Annotated in this window: 18 protein-coding genes; 5 read left to right on the top strand and 13 right to left on the bottom strand. The window is 72.0% G+C overall.

What is annotated here, in order from left to right; genetic code table 11:
• Positions 1-146 precede the first annotated feature (146 nt).
• The 8 genes from AB0I10_RS21170 to AB0I10_RS21135 all read right to left on the bottom strand — a co-directional run bounded on the left by AB0I10_RS21170 (position 147) and on the right by AB0I10_RS21135 (position 10,749).
• Positions 147-788, bottom strand: a complete 642-nt coding sequence (locus AB0I10_RS21170) for a TetR/AcrR family transcriptional regulator (protein ID WP_363154072.1) — start codon at positions 786-788, stop codon at positions 147-149.
• Entirely contained in the window at positions 776-1,546 is a 771-nt protein-coding gene (locus AB0I10_RS21165; protein ID WP_363154071.1) for an enoyl-CoA hydratase family protein, read from the bottom strand. Before AB0I10_RS21165 ends, AB0I10_RS21170 begins: the two co-directional genes overlap by 13 nt.
• The gene (locus AB0I10_RS21160) at positions 1,546-3,132 is read right to left on the bottom strand and encodes a 4-coumarate--CoA ligase family protein (RefSeq protein WP_363154070.1); all 1,587 of its coding nucleotides are present in this window, start codon (positions 3,130-3,132) and stop codon (positions 1,546-1,548) included. Before AB0I10_RS21160 ends, AB0I10_RS21165 begins: the two co-directional genes overlap by 1 nt.
• 85 nt (positions 3,133-3,217) lie before the next feature.
• A complete protein-coding gene (locus AB0I10_RS21155; protein WP_363154078.1) occupies positions 3,218-4,381 on the bottom strand; it encodes an acyl-CoA dehydrogenase family protein in 1,164 nt (387 codons plus the stop codon).
• 113 nt (positions 4,382-4,494) lie between these two features.
• A complete protein-coding gene (locus AB0I10_RS21150) occupies positions 4,495-6,384 on the bottom strand; it encodes a biotin carboxylase N-terminal domain-containing protein (protein ID WP_363154069.1) in 1,890 nt (629 codons plus the stop codon).
• Between the two features lie 134 nt (positions 6,385-6,518).
• Positions 6,519-8,117, bottom strand: a complete 1,599-nt coding sequence (locus AB0I10_RS21145; protein ID WP_363154068.1) for a carboxyl transferase domain-containing protein — start codon at positions 8,115-8,117, stop codon at positions 6,519-6,521.
• Positions 8,114-9,832, bottom strand: coding sequence for an acyclic terpene utilization AtuA family protein (locus AB0I10_RS21140; protein ID WP_363154067.1), 1,719 nt, complete (start codon positions 9,830-9,832; stop codon positions 8,114-8,116). Before AB0I10_RS21140 ends, AB0I10_RS21145 begins: the two co-directional genes overlap by 4 nt.
• 107 nt (positions 9,833-9,939) lie before the next feature.
• Entirely contained in the window at positions 9,940-10,749 is an 810-nt protein-coding gene (locus AB0I10_RS21135; RefSeq protein ID WP_363154066.1) for a TIGR03084 family metal-binding protein, read from the bottom strand.
• 497 nt (positions 10,750-11,246) lie between these two features.
• Between AB0I10_RS21135 and AB0I10_RS21130 the strand changes: the two genes are divergently transcribed.
• On the top strand, positions 11,247-11,720 hold the full coding sequence (locus AB0I10_RS21130; protein WP_363154065.1) for a hypothetical protein: 474 nt from the start codon (positions 11,247-11,249) through the stop codon (positions 11,718-11,720).
• A 98-nt stretch (positions 11,721-11,818) separates the two neighbouring features.
• Positions 11,819-13,360 (top strand): cytochrome P450, encoded by a 1,542-nt coding sequence (locus AB0I10_RS21125; protein ID WP_363154064.1) that lies wholly within the window; start codon positions 11,819-11,821, stop codon positions 13,358-13,360.
• Positions 13,361-13,449: 89 nt separating this feature from the next.
• Here the strand turns inward: AB0I10_RS21125 and AB0I10_RS21120 are convergent, their stop codons facing one another.
• Positions 13,450-14,346: an EamA family transporter gene (locus AB0I10_RS21120; protein ID WP_363154077.1), complete on the bottom strand. Its 897-nt coding sequence runs from the start codon at positions 14,344-14,346 to the stop codon at positions 13,450-13,452.
• Positions 14,347-14,577: 231 nt separating this feature from the next.
• On the opposite strand from AB0I10_RS21120, the gene AB0I10_RS21115 reads away from it, so the two are divergent.
• Positions 14,578-14,685 (top strand): LysR family transcriptional regulator, encoded by a 108-nt coding sequence (locus AB0I10_RS21115; RefSeq protein WP_363154063.1) that lies wholly within the window; start codon positions 14,578-14,580, stop codon positions 14,683-14,685.
• On the opposite strand, the gene AB0I10_RS21110 is transcribed toward AB0I10_RS21115, so the two are convergent.
• Positions 14,663-15,292: a hypothetical protein gene (locus AB0I10_RS21110; RefSeq protein WP_363154062.1), complete on the bottom strand. Its 630-nt coding sequence runs from the start codon at positions 15,290-15,292 to the stop codon at positions 14,663-14,665. The genes AB0I10_RS21115 and AB0I10_RS21110 overlap by 23 nt on opposite strands.
• Positions 15,293-15,364: 72 nt before the next feature.
• Between AB0I10_RS21110 and AB0I10_RS21105 the strand changes: the two genes are divergently transcribed.
• Together AB0I10_RS21105 and AB0I10_RS21100 are read left to right on the top strand one after the other, a co-directional pair.
• On the top strand, positions 15,365-15,712 hold the full coding sequence (locus AB0I10_RS21105; RefSeq protein ID WP_363154061.1) for a hypothetical protein: 348 nt from the start codon (positions 15,365-15,367) through the stop codon (positions 15,710-15,712).
• A gap of 171 nt (positions 15,713-15,883) precedes the next feature.
• On the top strand, positions 15,884-16,288 hold the full coding sequence (locus AB0I10_RS21100; RefSeq protein ID WP_363154060.1) for a hypothetical protein: 405 nt from the start codon (positions 15,884-15,886) through the stop codon (positions 16,286-16,288).
• Positions 16,289-16,410: 122 nt separating this feature from the next.
• Here AB0I10_RS21100 and AB0I10_RS21095 read toward each other — a convergent pair whose 3' ends face one another.
• The 3 genes from AB0I10_RS21095 to AB0I10_RS21085 all read right to left on the bottom strand — a co-directional run bounded on the left by AB0I10_RS21095 (position 16,411) and on the right by AB0I10_RS21085 (position 21,391).
• On the bottom strand, positions 16,411-16,704 hold the full coding sequence (locus AB0I10_RS21095) for a hypothetical protein (RefSeq protein ID WP_363154059.1): 294 nt from the start codon (positions 16,702-16,704) through the stop codon (positions 16,411-16,413).
• 210 nt (positions 16,705-16,914) lie between these two features.
• Complete coding sequence (locus AB0I10_RS21090) at positions 16,915-19,875, bottom strand: FAD-binding and (Fe-S)-binding domain-containing protein (protein WP_363154058.1); 2,961 nt, start codon at positions 19,873-19,875, stop codon at positions 16,915-16,917.
• 49 nt (positions 19,876-19,924) lie between these two features.
• Positions 19,925-21,391, bottom strand: coding sequence for an FAD-binding oxidoreductase (locus tag AB0I10_RS21085; protein ID WP_363154057.1), 1,467 nt, complete (start codon positions 21,389-21,391; stop codon positions 19,925-19,927).
• Position 21,392: the final 1 nt, after the last annotated feature.

Genomic DNA, 21,392 nt, shown 5'->3' with positions numbered 1-21,392 from the left:
CACACTCAACGGGAGGGGCCGGACCGCAGGACGGAGTCCGGAGGTCCGGAACCGCACCCGACAGCCCCGCGCAGCGGCAACAACCCCGCCGCAAGCACAGCGGCGAGGCGGCCGAAAACGGCCTGGGCAAAGCGCAGCGGACCGCCTCAGCCCAACCGCAGCGTCACGTGAACGTTCTTGGCCCACTGCTCGACGACCCGATCGCGCCGGGCCGAGTCATCCGTCAGCAGGTTGGCCAGCCCCAGGCCCCGGGCCATGTCCAGCAGCCCCTGCACGGTTTCCCGTACGCCGGGGACGGATTCATCCGCGCCCAGCAGCGCCACCGCCGTACGGTGCGCCTCCCGGCCGACCCGCGCCTCCAGGGCGGTGACCCGCTCGCGCAGCTGCTCCTCGTCGGAAGCCGCCACCCACAGATGCAACGCGGCCCGGAACAGCGGCCCCGTATAGAGACCGACCAGTTCCTCGACGACGATCCGGGTACGGGCGAGGGAACCGGCCGGTGGCAGATTGGGCGCGACCGCCTTCAGGGCGCCCTGCCGCTTCTCCGCGACATGTTCGACGGCCCCCGTGAAGAGGTCCTCGCGGGTGGGGAAGTGGTGCTGGGCGGCGCCCCGGGAGACGCCCGCCCGCTCGGCCACCACGGAGACCGTGCTGCCGGTCCAGCCTCGTTCGGCCAGGCACCAGATCGCGGCTTCCAGCAGCTTGAGGCGGGTGGCGCGGCTGCGCTCCTGCTGGGGCTGCTTGCCGCCCTGGGGCCCGGCGCCGCGTGCCGGGGTCACCGCGCCCATGCCGGGGCCCGTCGTTCCAGGAAGGCGGTCATGCCCTCGCGGGCCTCGGCGGACCCGAAGAGCCGCGCGGACTGTTCGGCGAGCGCGTCCGTCTCGCGGTCGAAGGCGCCCAGCACCTCGGCGGTGACCAGCTTCTTCGACTCGGCCAGGCCCTGCGGGGAGCCCTTGCGCAGCCCCTCCAGGACGGGGGCGAGCCCGGCGTCCACGTCGTCCGCTGCCAGCGTGACCAGCCCGATCCGGGCCGCCTCGGACGGGCCGAATTTCTCCCCGGTGAGGTAGTAACGGCCGGCGGCGCGCGCGTCCAGCCGCGGCAGCAGGGGCATCGAGATGACGGCCGGCGCGAGGCCGAGCCGGGCCTCGGTGAAGGCGAAGGTCGCGTCCGGTCCGGCCGCCGCTATGTCGCAGGCGCCGAGCAGTCCGAGGCCGCCGGCCCGTACATGCCCGGTGACCCGGGCGACGACCGGTTTGGGCAGCTCCACGATGGCGCGGAGCAGCCGGGCCAGGCCGAGCGGCCCGTCCTTGGCAGCGCCCGAGGTGGCCTCGGAGAGGTCCGCGCCGGCGCAGAACGTGCCGCCGGTGTGGGTGAGTACCACAGCGCGGGTGCCGTCGTCGGCAGCGGCCTCCGCGAGCGCCTGGTGCAGCTCGGCGACCAGCCGGGCGGAGAGCGCGTTGCGGTTGTGCGGGGAGTCCAGGGTGACGGTGGTGATGCCGCGCTTTGAGGAGCGCGATACGAGGGGTGTCACGGGTGCGTCGGTCATCAGGCCATCGAGCTCCTTTCCCTGGCGCGCAGTTCGCGCCGCAGGATCTTGCCGGTGGTGGCGCGCGGCACGCTGTCCAGGAATTCCACGCGGCGAACTTTCTTGTACGGGGCGACCTGCCCGGCAACGTACGCGATGACGTCGTCTTCGCTGAGCCGGGCCCCCCGCTGCCGTACGACGAACGCCTTGGGGACCTCGTTGCCGTCGCCGTCGACGACTCCGATGACCGCCGCGTCGGCGATCGCGTCATGGGTGAGCAGCAGCGCTTCCAGGTCGGCGGGGGCCACTTGGTAGCCCTTGTACTTGATGAGCTCCTTCGCCCGGTCGACGACATACAGCCAGCCGTCGCCGTCCGTGTGCCCGATGTCGCCGGTGCGCAGCCAGCCGTCGGCGTCGATCATCGCGGCCGTCTCGGTGGGCCGGCCCAGATAGCCCTTCATGACCTGCGGGCCGCGGATGAGGATCTCGCCGGTCTCGCCCGCCGGCTGATCGTCGCCGGTCTCCGTGGACACGATGCGCATCTCGGTGTTGGGGAGCAGCTTGCCGACGGCGCCGGGCGGCGGATTCGGCGCGCCCAGGGGCACGGCATGGGTGGCGGGTGAGAGTTCCGTCATCCCGTACGCCTGCATGATCGGCGGCAGGCCGAGCCGCCGGGAGCAGGCCGCGGCCAGTTCGGCGTCCAGGGGCGCTGCGGAGCAGACGATGTACTGGAGGGAGGACAGGTCGTACGCGGATACCAGGGGGTGTTTGGCGAGTGCCAGCACGATCGGGGGCGCCACGTAGACGGCGGTGATGCGGTGTTCGGCGATCGCGGCGAGGAAGCGTTCCAGGTCGAAGCGGGGCAGCACGACGACGGTGGCGCCGTTGCGCAGTGGGGCGTTCATGAGGGCGGTGAGGCCGTAGATGTGGAAGAAGGGCAGTACGGCCAGCACACGGTCTTCGGCGCCGGCGGTGACCAGCGGGGCGACCTGGGCGAGGTTGGTGGCGATGTTGCGGTGGGTGAGCATCACGCCCTTGGGGGTGCCGGTGGTGCCGGAGGAGTACGGGAGCGCGGCCAGGTCGTGAGCCGGGTCGAGGGTGACGGACGGTTCCGGGTCGGTCGAGCCGACCAGGTCGAGTACCGAGCGGTGACCGGGTGCCCGGTCGCAGACGATGATCTCGGCGATACCGCCGGCCTGGTGCGCGGCGCCGCGTGCGGTGTCCAGCAGCGCCGCGACGGTGACGATCCAGCGGGCGCCGGAGTCCCGCAACTGCTTGGCGAACTCGCCCTCGGTGGCCAGCGGATGGACGGTGGTGACCGCCGCCCCGCAGCGCGAGGCGGCGTAGAAGACGGCGGGGAAGGCCACGGAGTTCGGGCTGTGCAGGGCCAGCACCTCGCCCTTGCGGACCCCGGCCGCCGCGAGGGCGGCCGCGATCCGGCGGCTGAAGTGGTCCAGCCGTGCGTAGCTGAGGGTGGTGCCGTCGAGGCCGTCGATCAGCGCGGGCCGGTCGCCGTACTCCTGCGCCCGTCCGAGGACGGCCTCGTGAATCGGGAGTTCTACGGGCGCGACATCGGCGTACTCGCTGCGGAACATGTGAAACACCATGGCTGGCCTTCCCCTTCAGCGGTGAGTGCGGCGGAGCGGTGCGACTCCCCGCGGAGTCCGCGAGGAGAGCAGCAGCATCCCGCCCTCAGTACGACTTGGGCAGCCCCAGTGACTGGTGTGAGACAAAGTTGAGGATCATCTCGCGGCTGACCGGCGCGATCCTGGCCACCCGGGCGGCCGTGATCATCGAGGCCAGGCCGTATTCGTGGGTGAGGCCGTTGCCGCCGAGGGTGTGCACGGCCTGGTCGACGGAGTGGACCGCGGCCTCGGCGGCCGCGTATTTGGCCATGTTGGCGGCCTCGCCCGCGCCCATGTCGTCGCCCGCGTCGTAGAGGTGGGCCGCCTTCTGGGTCATCAACCGGGCGAGTTCCAGCTCGATATGGGCCTGGGCGAGCGGGTGCGCGATGGCCTGGTGGGCGCCGATGGGGTCCTTCCAGACCTGGCGGGTGCGGGCGTAGTCGACGGCCCGCTCCAGGGCGTAGCGGCCCATGCCGAGCGCGAAGGCGGCGGTCATGATCCGCTCGGGGTTGAGGCCGGCGAACAGCTGGAGCAGTCCGGCGTCCTCGTCGCCGACCAGCGCGTCGGCGGGCAGCCGTACGTCGTCCAGCGTGAGCTCGAACTGCTTCTCCGGGGCGGCCAGGTCCATCGGGATCGGGCTGCGGCCGAAGCCGGGCGTGTCGCGCGGGACGATGAACAGGCACGGCTTGAGCTTGCCGGTACGGGAGTCCGCGGTACGGCCGACGATCAGTGTCGCCTCGGCGATGTCGACGCCGGAGATGAAGACCTTGCGGCCGTTGAGGATCCAGTCCCCGCCATCGCGCCGGGCCGTGGTCGTGATGCGGTGCGAGTTGGATCCGGCGTCCGGCTCGGTGATGCCGAACGCCATCTTGCGGCTGCCGTCGGCCAGCCCCGGCAGCCAGGTCCGCTTCTGTTCCTCGGTGCCGAACCTGGCGATGACCGTGCCGCAGATTGCGGGCGAGACGACCATCATCAGCAGCGGGCAGCCTGCCGCACCCAATTCCTCCAGGACGATGGCGAGTTCTGCTATGCCGCAGCCTCCGCCGCCGTACTCCTCGGGGAGGTTGACGCCGAGATAGCCGAGCTTGGCGGCCTCGGTCCACAGTTCGTCGGTGTGCTTGCCTTCGGCGACGACGTTCGCGAAGTACTCACGGCCATAGCGTTTGCCGAGCGCCGCGACGGCGTCCCGCAGAGCGCGGTGTTCCTCGGTCTCGATCACAGGGTTGCTCATGGCGTTGCTCATGACTGCTCCTTGTGTGCGGTGGGTTAGGTCGTGCGGTCCGGGCGCGGGATGGGGGCACCTCCCATGCCGCACCTCCCATGCCCTTGAGGCATGGGCGAGGGTCAGTCCACGACGACCGCCAACAGCGCCCCCACCTCGACCTGCTGCCCGGTGCGGACGGGCAGGGAGGTGAGGGTGCCGGCGGACGGTGCGGTGATCTTGTGTTCCATCTTCATCGCCTCCAGCCACAGCAGCGGCTGCCCGGTCTCGACCCGGTCGCCCTCGGCGAGCCCGGCCGCGATGCGTACGACCGTCCCGGGCATCGGCGCGAGCAGCGAGCCGGGTTCCGTACGGGCGGCCGGGTCGGGGAAGCGGGGGCGTGCGGTGAGCGCGTACGAGCCGGGCACCGGGGTCCCCCCGCCGACGGCTGGGGGAGAGTCGACGAAGACCCGGTCGCCGACCGCCGAGACCGCGAACTCGCGGCGTACGCCGTCTACTTCGAGCACGACCCGGTCCCGCGCGGCGCTCAGCAGGCGTACGCCGGGAAAGTCCTCGGCCCGCAGCCCCTCGCGGGTGATCCGGTAGCGCACCTCGTAGGTGCGGTCGCCCTGCTCGTACGTCTTGATCTGCGGCTGCGAGGCAACGTTCCGGAAGCCGCCGAAGCGGGACCGGCCGTGCGCGTCGGCGACCGCGGCGGCCAGCGCCGGAAGCGCCGCGCCCGGCCCGTCCTCCGCCGTCAGCGCGGCGAGATGGCGGTCGTAGAAGCCGGTGTCCATGCGGGCACCGGTGAACTCCGGGTGCCGCAGGGACCGTACGAGCAGGTCGCGGTTGGTGACCGGGCCGTGGATCCGGGCCCGTTCCAGCGCGGCCGCCAGCTTGCGTACGGCCTGCGCACGCGTGGGTGCGCAGGCGACGGCCTTGGCCAGCATCGGGTCGTAGTGCACCCCGATCCGGTCACCGTCGGCGTATCCGGTGTCCAGGCGCACCCCGGGCACGGAGAGCTGGCGCAGGGTGCCGGTCTGGGGCGCCCAGCCTCGCGCCGGGTCCTCGGCGTAGAGGCGGGCCTCCACGGCATGGCCGCGGGGTGCGGGCGGCTCGGGCGGCAGCGCCTCGGCCTCCGCGACCCGGATCTGGAGGGCTACCAGGTCGACGCCGAACACCTCCTCCGTGACGGGGTGTTCGACCTGGAGGCGGGTGTTCATCTCCAGGAAGTGCGGCCTGTCGCCGACGACCAGGAACTCGACCGTGCCCGCGCCCCGGTAGTCGGTCGCGCGGGCGGCGCGGACCGCCATCTCGTACAGGGAGGCGGTGAGTTCGGGGCCGAGGCCGGGGGCCGGGGCCTCCTCGATGACCTTCTGGTGGCGGCGCTGGAGGGAGCAGTCGCGCGTGCCGAGCGGCCAGACCGTGCCGTGCGCGTCGGCCACGATCTGGACCTCGACGTGCCGGCCGCCTTCGAGGTACGGCTCGACGAAGACCTCACCGTCACCGAAGGCGCTCCGGGCCTCCGCGCCGGCCGCCGCCAGCTCCTCGTCCAGCCGGGACAGCTCCCGTACGACACGCATGCCGCGGCCGCCGCCGCCCGCCGCCGCCTTGACCAGCACCGGCAGATCGTCCTCGGTGACCTCGGTCAGCGGTGCGAGCCCCATCAGCTCCTTCGCCCGCGTCTTGGAGGCCATCGCCTCGATCGCCTCGGGCGGCGGGCCGATCCAGGTGAGGCCCGCGTCGAGCACGGCACGCGCGAAGCCGGCGTTCTCGGAGAGGAAGCCGTAGCCGGGATGGACGGCGTCCGCGCCCGTGTCGAGCGCGGCCTTCACGATCAGGTCGCCGCGCAGATAGGTGTCGGCCGGGGCGTCGCCGGGGAGCCGTACGGCGGCGTCCGCCTCCCTGGTGTGCGGGGCACCGGCGTCCGCGTCGGAGTGCACGGCGACGGTGGAGATGCCCAGCTCACGGCAGGTGCGGAAGACGCGGCAGGCGATCTCGCCCCGGTTGGCCACCAACAGCGAACGAATCATGAGCCCACTCTTTCCACTAGATCACCGCAACCATCAATTGAGAAACCACTACGGCGAGCAACCAGGTCCGCGAGAGCGATGGGGGTCCCCCCGCGCCTTAAGCGTGGGGGAGGTTTAGCCGCAAAAGGGTGCCCTCACATCCGGAAGACGCCGAAGCCACCGCGCGCGCCCTCGTAGGGCGCGGTGTGGATGGCGGACAGGCACAGGCCGAGGACGGTGCGGGTGTCGCGGGGGTCGATGACGCCGTCGTCGTAGAGCCGCCCGGACAGGAACATCGGCAGCGACTCGGACTCGATCTGCTGCTCCACCATGGCGCGCAGCCCGGCGTCCGCCTCGTCGTCGTAGGGCAGCCCTTTGGCGGCGGCCGAAGCGCGGGCGACGATCGACAGCACCCCGGCCAGCTGCTGCGGCCCCATGACGGCGGACTTGGCGCTCGGCCAGGCGAACAGGAAGCGCGGGTCGTAGGCGCGACCGCACATGCCGTAGTGCCCGGCGCCGTACGAGGCCCCCATGAGGACGGAGAGGTGCGGGACACGGGAGTTGGACACCGCGTTGATCATCATCGCGCCGTGTTTGATGATGCCCCCCTGCTCGTACTCCTTGCCGACCATGTAGCCGGTGGTGTTGTGCAGGAAGAGGAGCGGGATGTCGCGCTGGTTGGCCAACTGGATGAACTGGGCGGCCTTTTGGGACTCCTCGCTGAACAGCACGCCCTGCGCGTTGGCGAGGATGCCGACCGGATAGCCGTGCAGCTCGGCCCAGCCGGTCGCCAGGCTCGCCCCGTACAGCGGCTTGAACTCGTCGAAGTCCGAGCCGTCCACGATCCGGGCGATCACCTCGCGCGGATCGAAGGGCGCCTTGAGGTCTCCCGGGACGATGCCCAGCAGCTCGTCCTCGTCGTACCCGGGCGGCGCGGCCACCGGCGGGTCGGCCTGCGCCTTGCGCCAGTTGAGGCGGGCGACCACCCGCCGCGCCTGCCGCAGCGCATCGGGCTCGTCGACCGCGAAGTAGTCCGCGAGCCCGGAGGTACGGGCATGCATCCCGGCGCCGCCCAGCGACTCGTCGTCGCTCTCCTCGCCGGTCGCCATCTTCACCAGCGGCGGCCCGCCCAGGAAGACCTTGGCCCGCTCCTTGACCATGATGACGTGGTCGGACATGCCCGGCACGTACGCGCCGCCGGCGGTGGAGTTGCCGAACACCACGGCGAGGGTCGGGATGCCGGCGGCCGACAGCCGGGTGAGGTCCTTGAACAGCGCACCGCCCGGGATGAAGATCTCCTTCTGGCTGGGCAGATCCGCGCCACCCGACTCGACGAGGGAGACGACGGGGAGGCGGTTCGCGTAGGCGATCTCGTTGGCCCGCAGCGCCTTCTTCAGCGTCCAGGGATTGGAGGCACCGCCGCGTACCGTCGGGTCGTTGGCGGTGATCAGGCACTCCACGCCCTCGATGACACCGATGCCGGTGACCAGCGATGCCCCTACGGCATAGTCGCTGCCCCAGGCCGCGAGCGGCGACAGCTCCAGGAAGGGCGTGTCCGGGTCGAGCAGCAGCTCGATGCGCTCGCGCGCGAGCAGCTTGCCGCGCTTCCGGTGGCGGGCGATGTATTTCTCTCCGCCGCCGTTGACCGCCTTGGCGTGCTCGGTGTCGAGCTCTGCCAGCTTGGCGAGCATCGCCGCGCGGTTCTCCGCGTACTCGGGGCTCGCGGTATCCAGCCCGGTTCTGAGCACGGTCACAACAGCACCTCCGGTATGTCCATGTAGCGCGAGCGCAGCCACTCCCCCACGGCCTTGGCCTGCGGGTCGAAGCGGGCCTGCGCGGCGACGCCCTCGCCGAGCAACCCGTCGACGACGAAGTTCAGCGCCCGCAGCCGCGGCAGTACGTGCCGCTCGACGGTCAAGTCCGCTGTTTCTGGCAGTAGTTGGCGGAACCTCTCGACGGTCAGCGCATGGGCCAGCCACCGCCAGGCCTCGTCCGTGCGCGCCCACACGCCGACGTTCGCCGAGCCTCCCTTGTCGCCACTGCGCGCCCCGGCGACCAGCCCGAGCGGCGCCCGCCGGGCGGGGAGGGCGGCGTCGAGGGGCTCGGGCAGCCCAGGGTCCGGCAACCTCTCCAACTCCCGCATTTCTGCGGCTGGTTGAACGTCCACACGGGTGCCGTCGGCCAACACCGCCGTATGCGGCACCTTCGCCGCGTCCACCGCGACCGCCTCGAACACGCCGTACGGGGCGCCCTTGCCGGGCGGTGCGGTGACATGGAAGCCGGGGTAACTGGCCAGCGCCAGCTCGATCGCGGCGCCGCTGACGACCCGGCCGACCGCCTCCTGTTCGGCGTCCCGCACCACCAGCCGCAGCAGTGCGCTCGCCTCCTCCTGGACGTCGGCGTCGGCCCGGTCGGTGCGGGCCAGCGTCCACCGCACCTCGGCCGGGCGCCGCCCCGAAGCGTCGAAGGCCGCGTCCATCTGCGCGCGGACCAGCTCGGCCTTCGCCGCCACATCCAGCCCGGTCAGCACGAAGGTCACTTCGTTGCGCCAGCCGCCGAGGCGGGTCAGCCCCACCTTGAGAGCCGGCGGCGGGGCCTCGCCGCGCACCCCCTCGATCCGGACCCGGTCCGGCCCGTCCGCCGCCAGCCGTACGGTGTCCAGCCGTGCCGTCACATCCGGCCCGGCATAGCGCGCGCCGGCCGTCTCGTACAGCAGCTGGGCGGTGACCGTACCGGTGGTGACCGCGCCGCCGGTGCCCGGATGCTTGGTGATCACCGAGCTGCCGTCGGCGGCGATCTCGGCGAGCGGGAAGCCGGGGTGGCGTACGTCGTGCGCTCCGAAGAAGGAGTAGTTGCCGCCGGTGGCCTGGGTGCCGCATTCGAGTACGTGACCTGCGACGACGGCACCGGCGAGCCGGTCCAGGTCTGATGGCGACCAGCCGAAGTGGGCCGCCGCGGCCCCGCTGACCAGCGCGGCATCCGTCACCCGGCCGGTCACCACCACATCGGCCCCGGCCCGTAGGCACTCGGCGATCCCGCCGCCGCCCAGGTAGGCATTGGCGGTCAGCACGCCCTCGCCCCAGCCCCCGCGCGCCAGCAGATCGTCGCCCTCCACATGCGCGACCCGTACGGGAACCCCGACCCGCTCCGCCAACTCCCGTACCGCATCGGCGAGTCCGGCCGGATTCAGCCCGCCCGCGTTGGCGACGATCCGCACCCCGCGCTCGACGGCCAGCCCCAGGCCCTCTTCCATTTGCCGCAGAAAGGTCTTGGCGTAGCCGCGCTTGGGGTCCTTCAGCCGGTCCCGGCCGAGGATCAGCATGGTCAGCTCGGCAAGGTAGTCGCCGGTCAGCACGTCCAGCGGACCGCCGGTGAGCATCTCGCGGACGGCGTCGAAGCGATCACCGTAGAAGCCGGAGGCATTACCGATACGGAGGACGTCGCGACTCTTGCCTATGCCTGCGCCCATGCCTGCGCCCATGCCTGTGCCGGTGTCTGCGCCGGTGCCGGTGCCTGCGCCTGCGCCTCTGCCTATGTCTGCGCCATCGGGGCGGTTACCTATGAAGCCGCCGTCAGTCACGCGCGGCCACCGCGCCCCGCGGTGCCCGGCTGCCGCCCCTTCCCCGGCGGCCCGGCGAACGCCTGGGCGATCCCCAGCCACCGCTCCGCGTCCGCCCCTTCCGCGCGCAAGGACAGCGCATCGTCGCGATGCACCCGCTGGGTCACCAGCAGACAGAACTCCAGCGCGTCCCCGGTCACCCGCTGCGCCGCGTCCGCGGGCCCGTACGCCCAGACGGTGCCATCCGGCGCCCGCAGCTCCACCCTGAACTCCAAGTTAGGCAGGGCGAGTTGATGAGTGGCGTACGCGAAATTCCGGGTCCGTACGCCGATATGGGCGACATGCCGCAGCCGGGCGGTGGGGATTCGCGTCACGCCCAGCGCATCGGCCACGTCCTGCCCGTGCGCCCAGGTCTCCATCAACCGCGCGGTCGCCATCGAGGCAACGCTCATCGGTGGCCCGTACCACGGCAGCTTCTCGCCCGCCGGCCGCTCCAACAGCGCCCGCAGCAGCGCCTCGCGCCCCGCGCGCCAGTCCGCCAGCAGCTCCGCGGGCGGCGTCCGGTCGGCGCCTTCCACGCCCTCGTCGACGAAGGTCAGCGGCGAGGCGAGGGCCTTCTGCGCAGCCTGCTGGAAGCCGTCCGGGTCGGTGGCGGCCAGCAGCGCCTGCCGGTCGGTCCAGGCCAGGTGGGCGATCTGGTGGGCGATGGTCCAGCCCTCGGCGGGTGTGGGGTCCGCCCACCGCGCGGCCGGCAGCCCGGCTACCAGGGCGTCCAGCTCGTCACTCTCATCCCTGAGGTCCGCCAGTACGGCGCCGGGATCGGACACGCGACACTCCCCTCAATGACCCAACTGCCTTACCGGCAGGGGTCTTTGGCATACGGCAGACGACCGCGGCAGAGAGCCGGGGCCGTACGGGTGCGGTGTGGTGCGGGTGCGGTGTGGTGCGCTCCGAGCGTGGCAGCGCCGACAGAAACAATCAAGCACGCCTGCATGATTTTCTGTCCGACGCGACCGCCGAACCGGTGAAACCACCCCTCCGGGCCGACGGCAACCGCTCCCGCCAAGTCGGTGAAATTGACGCCTCGGCAGGTGATCACCGGGCAACACGGTCAGATGTATCAGGGAGGCCTCCCTGATACATCAGGAGGCTTTCCCCCGTATCAGGAAGGCTTTCCCACCCGGTTTCCCAGGAAGGTTTTCCCCACCCGCTGCCCCAGGAAGGCCTTCCCCATCCGCCCCCCATCCGCCCCCCATCCGCTGCTATCCGCCCCCATCCGCCCCCCTCCCCGTACCCCTCCCTCCCCAAGGACGGCCGATCCGCGATGCGCGCCACCGCACTGACCCTCGCCACAGCAACCCTCGGCCTGCTCGCCTGCGGCGCAGCCGTGACCGCGAGCGCCGCACCGCAGCCCCAGCCGCTGCCCCAGCCCTGGCCGGGGACCGTCTCCGAGCACGGCAAGCTCGACAACCTGACCGCATGGTGCCCGGAGGGGTACCGCGCGACCGGCGGCGGCTACCACGTCCCCGGCTACGAGATGGAGCAGAGCGTGACCACGTCCCGGCCCACCCGCGACGGCACCGGCTGGGTGGTCAGCGCCAGCTCGGTCAACCCCGACCTGCTCAAGCAGCTGGACTCCCTCCAGGAGAAGCAGGACGCGCTGGACAACGCCACGACCGAGGAGGGACGCGAGGCCGCCCGTAAGGACCTGGAGGACGCCCAGAAGATCGCATACGACATGCCACAGCGTGCGCCGGTCAAAGGGACGGCGTACGTGGTGTGCACGGATTCCCTGTGAGCCTCTTGGCGCCCTGAGCGATCGCTCCGGCGCGCCGTTCCCCGCGTGGTAGACGGATGACGGGTATCGACCGACGCGTATCGACGTCTGGAGGAGCCTTGTCCGTTCCGTTCGCTGTGCCGCCCCGCCCCGCTCCGCCCCGTCCCCTTCCGCTCCGCCCCGTATCCGGTCCGCGCGGTCTGCCGTGGCTCGGGAACCTCCCCGCGTTCGGGAAGGATCCACTGTCCTTTCTGGTCCGTCTCCGGGACGACTTCGGGGACGCGGTGACCTGGTCCCTGGGCCCGATGCGCAGCCTGTTCATCTCACACCCGAAGCACATCGCGGAGATGCTGACGACCCGTGAGCAGGCCTTCGACGTCCTTGACATCCTCTGGGCGTTCAAGCAGGTGACGGGCCAGAGCGTGATTCTCAGCCAGGGGGCCGAGTGGCGCCGCAAGCGCGACCTGGTGCAGCCGACCGTCCGCCCCCGCCAGGTCCGTACGTACGCCGCGACCATGGTCGACTGCGCGCGGCTGGCGGCCGAGCGCTGGCGGGCGGGCGAACAGATCGATGTGCACGAGGAGATGGCGCTCATCACCCAGCGGATCGTGCTCCGGACGCTGTTCGGCAACGATCTCGGCGATCGGACGCGGGCACTGAGCCATGCGATGGGCGTGGCCGAGAAGGTCGTCAGCGACGAACTGCGGGGCATCAACCTCTTCCTGCCCGGCTGGGTACGCACACCCGGCCGGCGGCGGCTGCTCGCCGCCGTCGCCACCATCGACGCCGAGGTGCACCGGCTGATCAGCGACCGGCACGCCGGGCAGGTCCGAGAGGCGGGACGGCTCGGACGGGCCGATCGGGACGCACGAGCAGGGCAGGACGAACGGGCCGGGCAGGACGAACGAGCAGGGCGGAACGGACGCACCGGCCGGACCGGCCATGTCGGGCGAGCGGATTCCGGCGGGCGGGCGGGCGCGGGCCCCGCCGACCGGGACGACCTGCTCAGCCGGCTGCTCGCGGCCCGGGACGCGGCGGGCCGGCCGCTGTCGCCCAAGGAGGTCCGCGACGAGGCGGTGACGCTCTGGGCGGCCGGCCACGAGACCACGTCCACCGCCCTGACCTGGGCCTGGTACATGCTCGGGCGGTCGCCGGACGCCCGTGCCCGGCTGGATGACGAACTGGCGCGGGTGCTCGGCGGACGGCCGCCCACGGTCGACGACTACGACCGGCTGACCTGGACCCAGCAGATCGTCAAGGAGACGCTACGGCTGTATCCGCCCGCCTGGATCATCGGGGCCGCCGCCCGCGAGGGTGCCACCCTGGGCGGCAGCCGTATCCCGGCCGGGACGACGGTGTGGTGCTGCCAGTGGTCCACCCACCGGGACCCCCGCTGGTTCCCCGACCCCACGGCCTTCCGCCCCGAGCGCTGGAGCGCCGACGCCCCGGACGTCATCCCCGACCACGCGTGGTTCCCGTTCGGCGGCGGCCGGCGCACCTGCCTCGGCGCCCGCTTCGCCGAGGTCGAGGCGGTGCTGCTGCTGGCGACGCTGGCCCAGCGCTTCCACCTGGACATCGCGCCGGGCCCCGTGACGCCGAAGGCGGGCCTGCTGCTCCAGCCGGCGACGCCACTGCGGGCCACGCTACGGCGCGCGGATTGACGGGGTGATGGAGTGAGGGAGTGAGGGCGGGGGCCGAAGGCGGGGCCGAGGCGGGCCGAAGGCGGGGGCCGAGCGCGCCGGGGCGCCGGTCAGCTACGCGCCCCCGAACCCGCACTCCGCACCGCTCCCACACTCGCGACCACGACCAGCCCGATCGCCAGCACCTCGGCCCAACCCAGCGACTGGTGCAGGACCAGGAATCCGGCGGTGGCCGCGGCGGCCGGCTCCAGGCTCATCATGACCGCGAAGCCGGAGGCCGGGAGCTTGCGCAGGGCGAGCAGTTCCAGGGTGTAGGGCATGACGGACGACATCAGGGCGACGGCGGCGCCGAGCCCCAGCGTGACCGGGTCCAACAGTGCGGTGCCGGCGCTGGCGACGCCCAGCGGCAGACTCAGCACCGCGGCGACGGTCATCGCCAGCGCAAGACCGTCCGCCTGCGGGAAGCGCTGTCCCGTACGGGCCGAGAGGAGGATGTACGCGGCCCACAGGCCACCGGCCGCCAGCGCGCAGCCCGCGCCGAACGGGTTGAGCCCGTCGAAGCCCTCCCGCCCCAGCAGCGCCACACCGCCGAACGCCAGCGCCGCCCACACCAGGCTCAGCGCCCGACGCGAGGTGGCCACGGACAAGATCAGCGGACCGAGGAACTCCAGGGTGACCGCCGCACCCAGCGGAATCCGGTCGATCGCCTGGTAGAAGAGCGAGTTCATCCCGGCCAGCGCGACGCCGAACGCCAGGACCGTGGCCCAGTCGCCGCGCGTGTAGCCGCGCACCTTGGGGCGGCAGACGAGCAGCAGCACCAGCGAGGCGACGACCAGCCGGAGCGTGACGACGCCCAGCGCTCCGGACCGCGGAAAGAGCAGCACCGCCACGGACGAACCGAACTGCAGCGAGACGATGCCACCGATCACCAGCGCCACCGACCCGAGCCGCCCACGCGCACCCGCCGCCCCGTCGGTCCCGGTCCGGGTCCGGGCCTCCGCCGTCATCACCTCGGGCGAGGGAGGCACGAGCTGAGATATCGCCCCGCCGGCGGTCACATCGGTGGCGGGCGCGGCGGAGGAGCCGGCAGACGGGGTGGCGGGCGCGGAGGCGGCGGGCGCGGGATTGGCCGTAAACGAGCCATCGGAGCCGGCAGGCGAAGGGTTCACACATCCCACGCTAAGGCCCGTCTTCCGGTCCGTGAAATGCCTTTTCCCCTGTTGTTATGCTCCGCACGCATGAGCATCGAGCTGCGTGATCTCCGCTGCTTTCTCGCCATCGCCGACATGCTCAGCGTGACCCGCGCCGCCGAGCACCCCGCCGTCAGCGCCTGGGGCGGCGGCTGAGGTCCGGTCGGCCGATGTGGCCGCGCTCGCGCTGGGCCACGCCCAGCCACAGGTGCGGCGGCGCATAGCGGCGGATGGCCGCCATGATCTGTTCCTGGTGGGCCGCATGGACCGTCAGCCGGTAGCGGAGCCGCGGCAGACCGGGGCCGATCGGCTCCTCGTCGCGGATCAGGGCCCAGAGCACCGGATCACGGCCGTCGATCGGGCCGCTCGGGCACAGTTCGACGGAGTGCTGCCGTACTCCCTTGCCCATGTCGCTCCACTGCATGCCGACTCCGGCCAGTACGGCCCAGGGGACGATCTGCCGCGCCCTGCCGTTGTCCAGCCACAGGCCGGCGCCATCGATGATCACCGCGACGTTTCGGCCCTGCCAGACGGCCAAGGCGACGAACGCGCCGCCCACACCGAAGGGCAGCGCCAGCACACACCCGCCCACCGGGCCCTTGTCGCTCTCCACTACCCCGAAGGCCATCAGGAGCAGGACGGTGGCCGCCGCCAGTCCGAGCGCGGTCAGCGAAAGGCCGGTGAGGAGCTGGGTCTTCAGCTTCCGGCGTCCGGTGGGCACAACGGTCGCGTCGAGGGCGGGAGCGGATCGTGGCATGGGCATGATCCAGAAGTGTAGAACTCTCAGCCCCGGCCCCCGGTCGGCTCACCTGCGAACCCCGTAACATCCCGCCCCATGAACGGCTTTGGGAACAGCGATACCCGCAACGAGCAACTGCGTACCGGGTTCCAACGGGAAGGCGCGGCACATCTGGCCGAGGACGCCAGGAAGCAGGACAGGCAAAAGCGCATCGCCTACACGGCGTTCGGGGTGGTGGCGGTCCTCGCCGGGGTGGCCACTTTGATCGTCCGGCTCACTCAGGGCGTTCCCCCGGCGGTTGCCTGGCTGGGCCTGTGCTCCGGGGGCATAGCCCTGGCAGCGCTGGGAGCCGTGCTCGCCCTGCGCGGCCGGCCCCGCCTGGCCGTGGCGACGGTCTTCGTCGCCTTTGCCCTGGTACAGGTGGGCGACGCGATGAGCAGGTGACACACCGACCACGGCGCCCAGTACACGAGCAGGGGTCACGTCACACAAGCAGGGGTCACGTCACACGAGCAGGGGGCACGTCTCATCCGGTCGCGCCATGAACATGTCGGACAGGGCCCTCCGGGCGACGGAACCGTCGCAGGAGTTCATCACCCGGGGGAATTTCGACCCATGCATGTCGTTGCACGTGTTTTCCAGATCCTGTTCCTCGTCGGGGGGCCGTTCATGGTCGCCGTCGCGGCCGGCGATACCGGCCATACCGCCGCGGACGGCTGGAAATGCGAGACCCGGTCGATACGCGACGAGATTGATCCGCACCAAGAGGAGAAGTGCGACGGCGGGGGCACAAACACCGCTCCGCTCGTCCAGGCCCTCGCCGGTGTGGGCCTGATGATCGGCTCCGTTTCCATCGCGGTCGGCGGCCGAACCACGCCCCGCACCGATACCCCGGCTGCGCCCGCCGCCCCGCAGCAGCCATACGCCGCCCAGCCGTTCCCCGCGCAGCAGCAGGGCCAGCCTCCGGCTCAGCCCCAGGCCTTCCAGGGCACGCCGCCGCAGCCGCCGCAGAACTTCTGACGGGTCCGGCCTCAACGAGACCTCTCGCTTCCTGGGTCCCGTCCGTGGGATCAGGGATGACGATGCATGGAAACGCCCGCCCCGACGGTGTCGGGGCGGGCGTTTGCTGTCTGCCGGAGCGATCAGACGTTGTTCTCGGCGTCGAGGTACGCCTGGATCTTGTTGTCGATGGCGTTGGCCTCGGCGCGGGCGCGGCTGGCGGCCGCGTGCTCGCCTTCCTGGTCCAGTCGGTTGGCCTTGGCCTTCAGCTCGGCGGACTGCTGGCGCAGTTCGTCGATGTTGACCTGAATGGCGCCACGGGCCACCACGGCGTGCGCGCCGGTGGTCGTGGTGGCGGCCTGTGCGGGCAGGGCGGCGAACAGCACGCCTCCGGCCATTGCGGCAGTGACGGCGAAAGCGGAAATGCGTCGACGCATGGGGTCCCCCTGGTTCAAAACGGTGGTTACTTGCCGGTAAGTGTACGGGAAATGATCTTAAGTTCCTGCATTCGAGTGGATGTCAGGGGAAAACAACCTGGGAAGACGCGAGTCGAATCACTCAATTACCTTGGATTGACTGGGGTGTTGAGGTCGGCTTCCCGGTGCGGGGGCCGGAATCCGACTCCTTTCGGCCCCCTCCGGCTCCCGTCAGCTCCCCTCCTCCCCCAACGCCTCCCCCAACGCCTCCGCCAGCACCTCCGCCAGGTGCCGCCCCGGCCGGTCCCCCAGCTGCTCCAGCTGCGTACGGCAGGAGAAGCCGTCCGCGAGGACTTCGGCCTCCGGGGACGACTCCCGTACCGCCGGGAGCAGTTGGTCCTCCGCGCAGGCGACGGAGACGTCGTAATGGCCCTGCTCGAAGCCGAAGTTGCCGGCCAGGCCGCAGCATCCGCCGGTCAACTCGCCCTTTAGGCCTGCCCGTTCACGCAACCGGCGCTCGGCCCCGTCGCCGAGGACCGCATGCTGATGACAGTGCGTCTGGCCGACGGCCGGGCGGTTGATGCGTGGCGGTTGCCAGTCGGGGGCTCGTTCCTCCAGCACCTGGGCGAAGGTGCGTACGGAGGCGGCCAGTCGGGCGGCTCGCGGGTCGCCGGACAGGAGCTCCGGGAGGTCCGTGCGGAGGGCCGCTGCGCAGCTCGGTTCGAGGACGACCAGGGGGCGGCCGTCCCGGAGGAGCGGGCTCAGGACCTCGACCGTGCGGCGCATGACCTTCCGTGCCTGGTCCAGCTGGCCGGTGGAGACATAGGTGAGTCCGCAGCAGAGAGGCGGGCGGTGCAGTCGGGGCAGGCGGGGCTGGGGAAGCGCGCCACCCGTCGTCGGACGCAAGGGGGTGGTCGGCGGCAGGAGCGGGCGCAGGCCGGCGTCCTCCAGAACGCGTACGGCGGCTCGGCCGACGGATGGGGAGAGGTAGTTGGTGAAGGTGTCGGGCCAGAGGACGACTGTGCGGGGGTGACGCCCACCCCCCACGGGGGCCTGTGCCTGCCTTCGCCACCACCAGCGGGTGAAGGATTCCATGGCCAGCGGGGGGATGGGGCGCTCGGGTGCGATCCCGGCCAGCCGTTTACCGAGTCCCGCCAGCGGGGTCCGCGCCAGCCCGTTGAGCACGAGTGCGGCCGGGGCCGCGGTGTGCAGCCACTGGGGCAGCCGACCCATGGAGTAGTGGGAGGCGGGGCGTACCCGGCCCGCGTAGTGGTGGTGCAGGAATTCCGCCTTGTACGTGGCCATGTCGACGCCTACCGGGCAGTCGCTGCGGCAGCCCTTGCAGGAGAGGCAGAGGTCGAGGGCGTCACGCACCTCCGGCGACCGCCAGCCGTCCGTGATGACCTCGCCGGCGAGCATTTCGTGCAGCAGGCGCGCCCGCCCCCGGGTGGAGTGCTGCTCCTCTCCGGTGGCGCGAAAGGAGGGGCACATGACGTCGGAGGAGCCGGAACCGATCTCGGCATTACGGCACTTGGCGACTCCGACACACCTCCGCACCGCCGCCGAGAAGTCGCCGTCGTCGTGCGGGTAGCCGAACTCGACCGGGACCGGCCGTTTCGGGAGTACGTCGAAGCGGAGGTTCTCGTCCAGCCTCGCAGGGCGGACGAGCATTCCGGGGTTCAGTCCGGCGGACGGGTCCCAGAGATCCTTGAATCGGTTGAACAGGCCGACCAGCTCAGGGCCGTACATCTTCGGCAGCAGCTCGGCGCGGGCCTGGCCGTCGCCGTGTTCGCCGGAGAGTGAGCCGCCATAGGACACGACCAACTCGCCCAAGTCATAGGAGAATTGACGGAAGCGGCGGATGCCTGGAGGGGTCAGCAGATCGAAGTCGATGCGGATGTGGATGCAGCCGTCGCCGAAGTGGCCGTAGGGGGTGCCGCGCAGGCCGTGCTGGCCGAGCAGGGCGCGGAAGTCGCGTAGGTACGGGCCGAGTCGGGACGGCGGGACGGCGCAGTCCTCCCAGCCGGGCCAGGCCTCGCTGCCATCGGGCATACGGGTCGCGGTGCCCGACGCGTCCTCGCGTACCCGCCACAGCGCCCGCTGCCCGGCCGGGTCGGCGACCACGGTGTGGCCGGTGGTGCCGTCCGCTGCCGCCGCCCGGCACAGCGCCTCGGCACGGGCCGTCGCCTCGGCACGGCTCGCGCCGCCCATCTCGACGAACAGCCAGGCGCCGCCCTTCGGCAGCCCGGCCGCACCGCTCACCAGGTCGGCTGCCATCCCCTCGACGGTCATGGGGTGATGCGGGAGAAGGGTGTGCGCGGCCTCGGCGGCCGCGCTCTCGTCCGGGTAGCCGAGGACGGCCAGCGCCCGCGCCGCCGGGGTCTCCACCAGCCGGACCGATGCCTCCGTCAGCACCCCGAGGGTGCCCTCGCTGCCGGTGAGGGCACGGGCGAGGTCGGTGCCCGCCTCCGGCAGCAGCGCGTCCAGGGCGTAGCCGGAGATCCGGCGGGGAAGGTCGGGGTAGCCGGTGCGCAGAAGCGCCAACTCGCCGTCCACCAGGGCTTTTACGCCCTCCCGCAGGCGCGGCGGGAGTCCGGTCGGTGCGCCGTTGGAGTCCGTTCCGCGGCCGGCCCGCACCTGCTCGCCGCCGTACGTCAGCAGCTCCAGCTCCCGCACACTGTCGGCGGTGGTGCCCCAGACCACCGAGTGCGAGCCGCACGAGTTGTTGCCGATCATGCCGCCGAGGGTGCAGCGGCTGTGCGTGGACGGGTCGGGGCCGAAGGTCAGGCCGTGCGGGGCGGCCGCCGCCCGCAGGTCGTCCAGCACCACACCGGGCTGGACGACGGCCGTACGGGCCGCGGGGTCCAGCGACACGATCCGCCGCATGTAGCGGGTGAAGTCCAGCACCACGCCGACCCCGGTCGCCTGCCCCGCGATGCTCGTCCCACCGCCGCGCGGCACCACCGGCACGCCGTGCTCCCGGCACACCCGCAGCGCCGCCGCGACATCCTCCGCGTCCCGTGGCGCGACCACCGCTCTCGGCACCCGCCGGTAGTTGGACGCGTCCATCGTCATCAGTGCCCGGTCGGCCGCGGCGAACGAGACCTCCCCTCGTACCGCGGCCGCCAACTCCTGCTCCAGGTCCCGCTGCTTCTCCAGGTCCCGCTGCTCCGTCTCCGTACGATCAGCCATGCCCCCAGCCTGCCCACTCGGGCGGGTTCCTGGCGCCACGGCATGCCCGTCAGAGGGTGCCGGATGCGACGGATTCGGCGCAGAGCGGCCCACGAGCCGTGGTGCCGGCCCCGGACGGATGGAACCGGAAGAGGTTCTCCGGGTCGTGGACGGCCTTCAGCGCGGCCAGCCGCCGGTGCACCTCGGCGCCGTGGACGCTGCGCGCCACCTCCGCCGCGTCCGCCCGCTCCCCGTGCTCGCCGAAGAGGAAGTTCACGCTGCGGCCGAGCCGCCACGGCGCGACGGCCGCGAGCGCCTCGGCGTGCAGCGCCCGTACGGCCGCGAGATCGGTACCGTCCAGCGGCGAGAGCAGGCGCAGCGCGAACCGGGCGTCACGGTGGCCGACGGCGGATTCCCGGGAGTGCCCCGCCAACGCACCCCCGAGATGGTTGAGCTGGACCACGACCATCGCCGGGGCGGCCGGCCCGGTCAGCGCGGCCACCCGCCGCAGCGCCGCCGCGTCGAGCCCGCTGAGCAGCGCGTTGTCGCCGTTGTAGGCATGCGGATCGCTCGGGTCCCGGTGAATGGTGTGGGATTCCGCGTACGGCATCTCGCGCAGATCGTCGCTGACCCGCGGCCCGATCGCGCGCAGCGGCGCCACCAGCTTCTCGCCCTCTTCGGCGCTTCCCGTGTACGCGATCCGGATCTGCGCGAGATAGCGGCCGCGCAGCGACTCGGGCAGCTGCGGGATGTCCGGGTACGCGATCAGCGCGACGGATGAGGTCAGTTCGTCGGGGACGGTCTCGGTCCAGCGCAGATACGCCGCCAGCGCGTCGTCGACCAGATCGCCGCCGAACACCAACTGCCCGCCGTACAGGCTCGCCACCGGCACCAGCCCGAACTCCATCGCCGTCACCACGCCGAGACCGTGGCCGCCGCCGAGCAGCGCCCGGAACAGCTCGGGTTCGCTGTCGGCGGTGAGGTGCAGCCGCCGGGCGTCGGCGGTGACGAGATCGACGGCCCGCACCTGGTCCGCGGCGAACCCGAACGTACGGGCCAGCACCCCCACCCCGCCCCCGAGGGTGTACGAGATGACGCCGACGCCAGGGGAGGAGCCGTTGAGCGGCGCGAGCCCGTGCCGGGCGGCCTCTTCGATGACCGGGCCCCAGACGACGCCCGCCTCGACCCGCGCGGTACGGGCCGCCGCGTCCACCCATACACCGTCCATCCGCCGCGTACTGATCAGCAACCCGCCCTCGGTAGCGGCGGACAGCCCGTGTCCGGTGGCCTGCACGGCGACCGGCAGCCCCTGCTCGCGGGCGAACCCGACGGCCGCGGCCACGTCGTCGGCGCACTCCGCCCCGACGATGACGGCCGGCCGGTGCCGGTAGGCCGCCTGGAAACCGGACCGCTCGGCGTCGTAGCCGTCGTCTCCGGGGAGGAGGACGGGTCCCTGGACGCGGCGGGTGAGTCCGGTGAGGGCGGCGGGGTCGAGAACGGAAGCATGGCTCGTGCGGGCGAGGTCGTTGATCTCCATG

The sequence above is a fragment of the Streptomyces sp. NPDC050636 genome (genome assembly GCF_040654775.1).
Taxonomy (GTDB): domain Bacteria; phylum Actinomycetota; class Actinomycetes; order Streptomycetales; family Streptomycetaceae; genus Streptomyces.
This window is presented reverse-complemented; position numbering and strand designations above follow the sequence as displayed.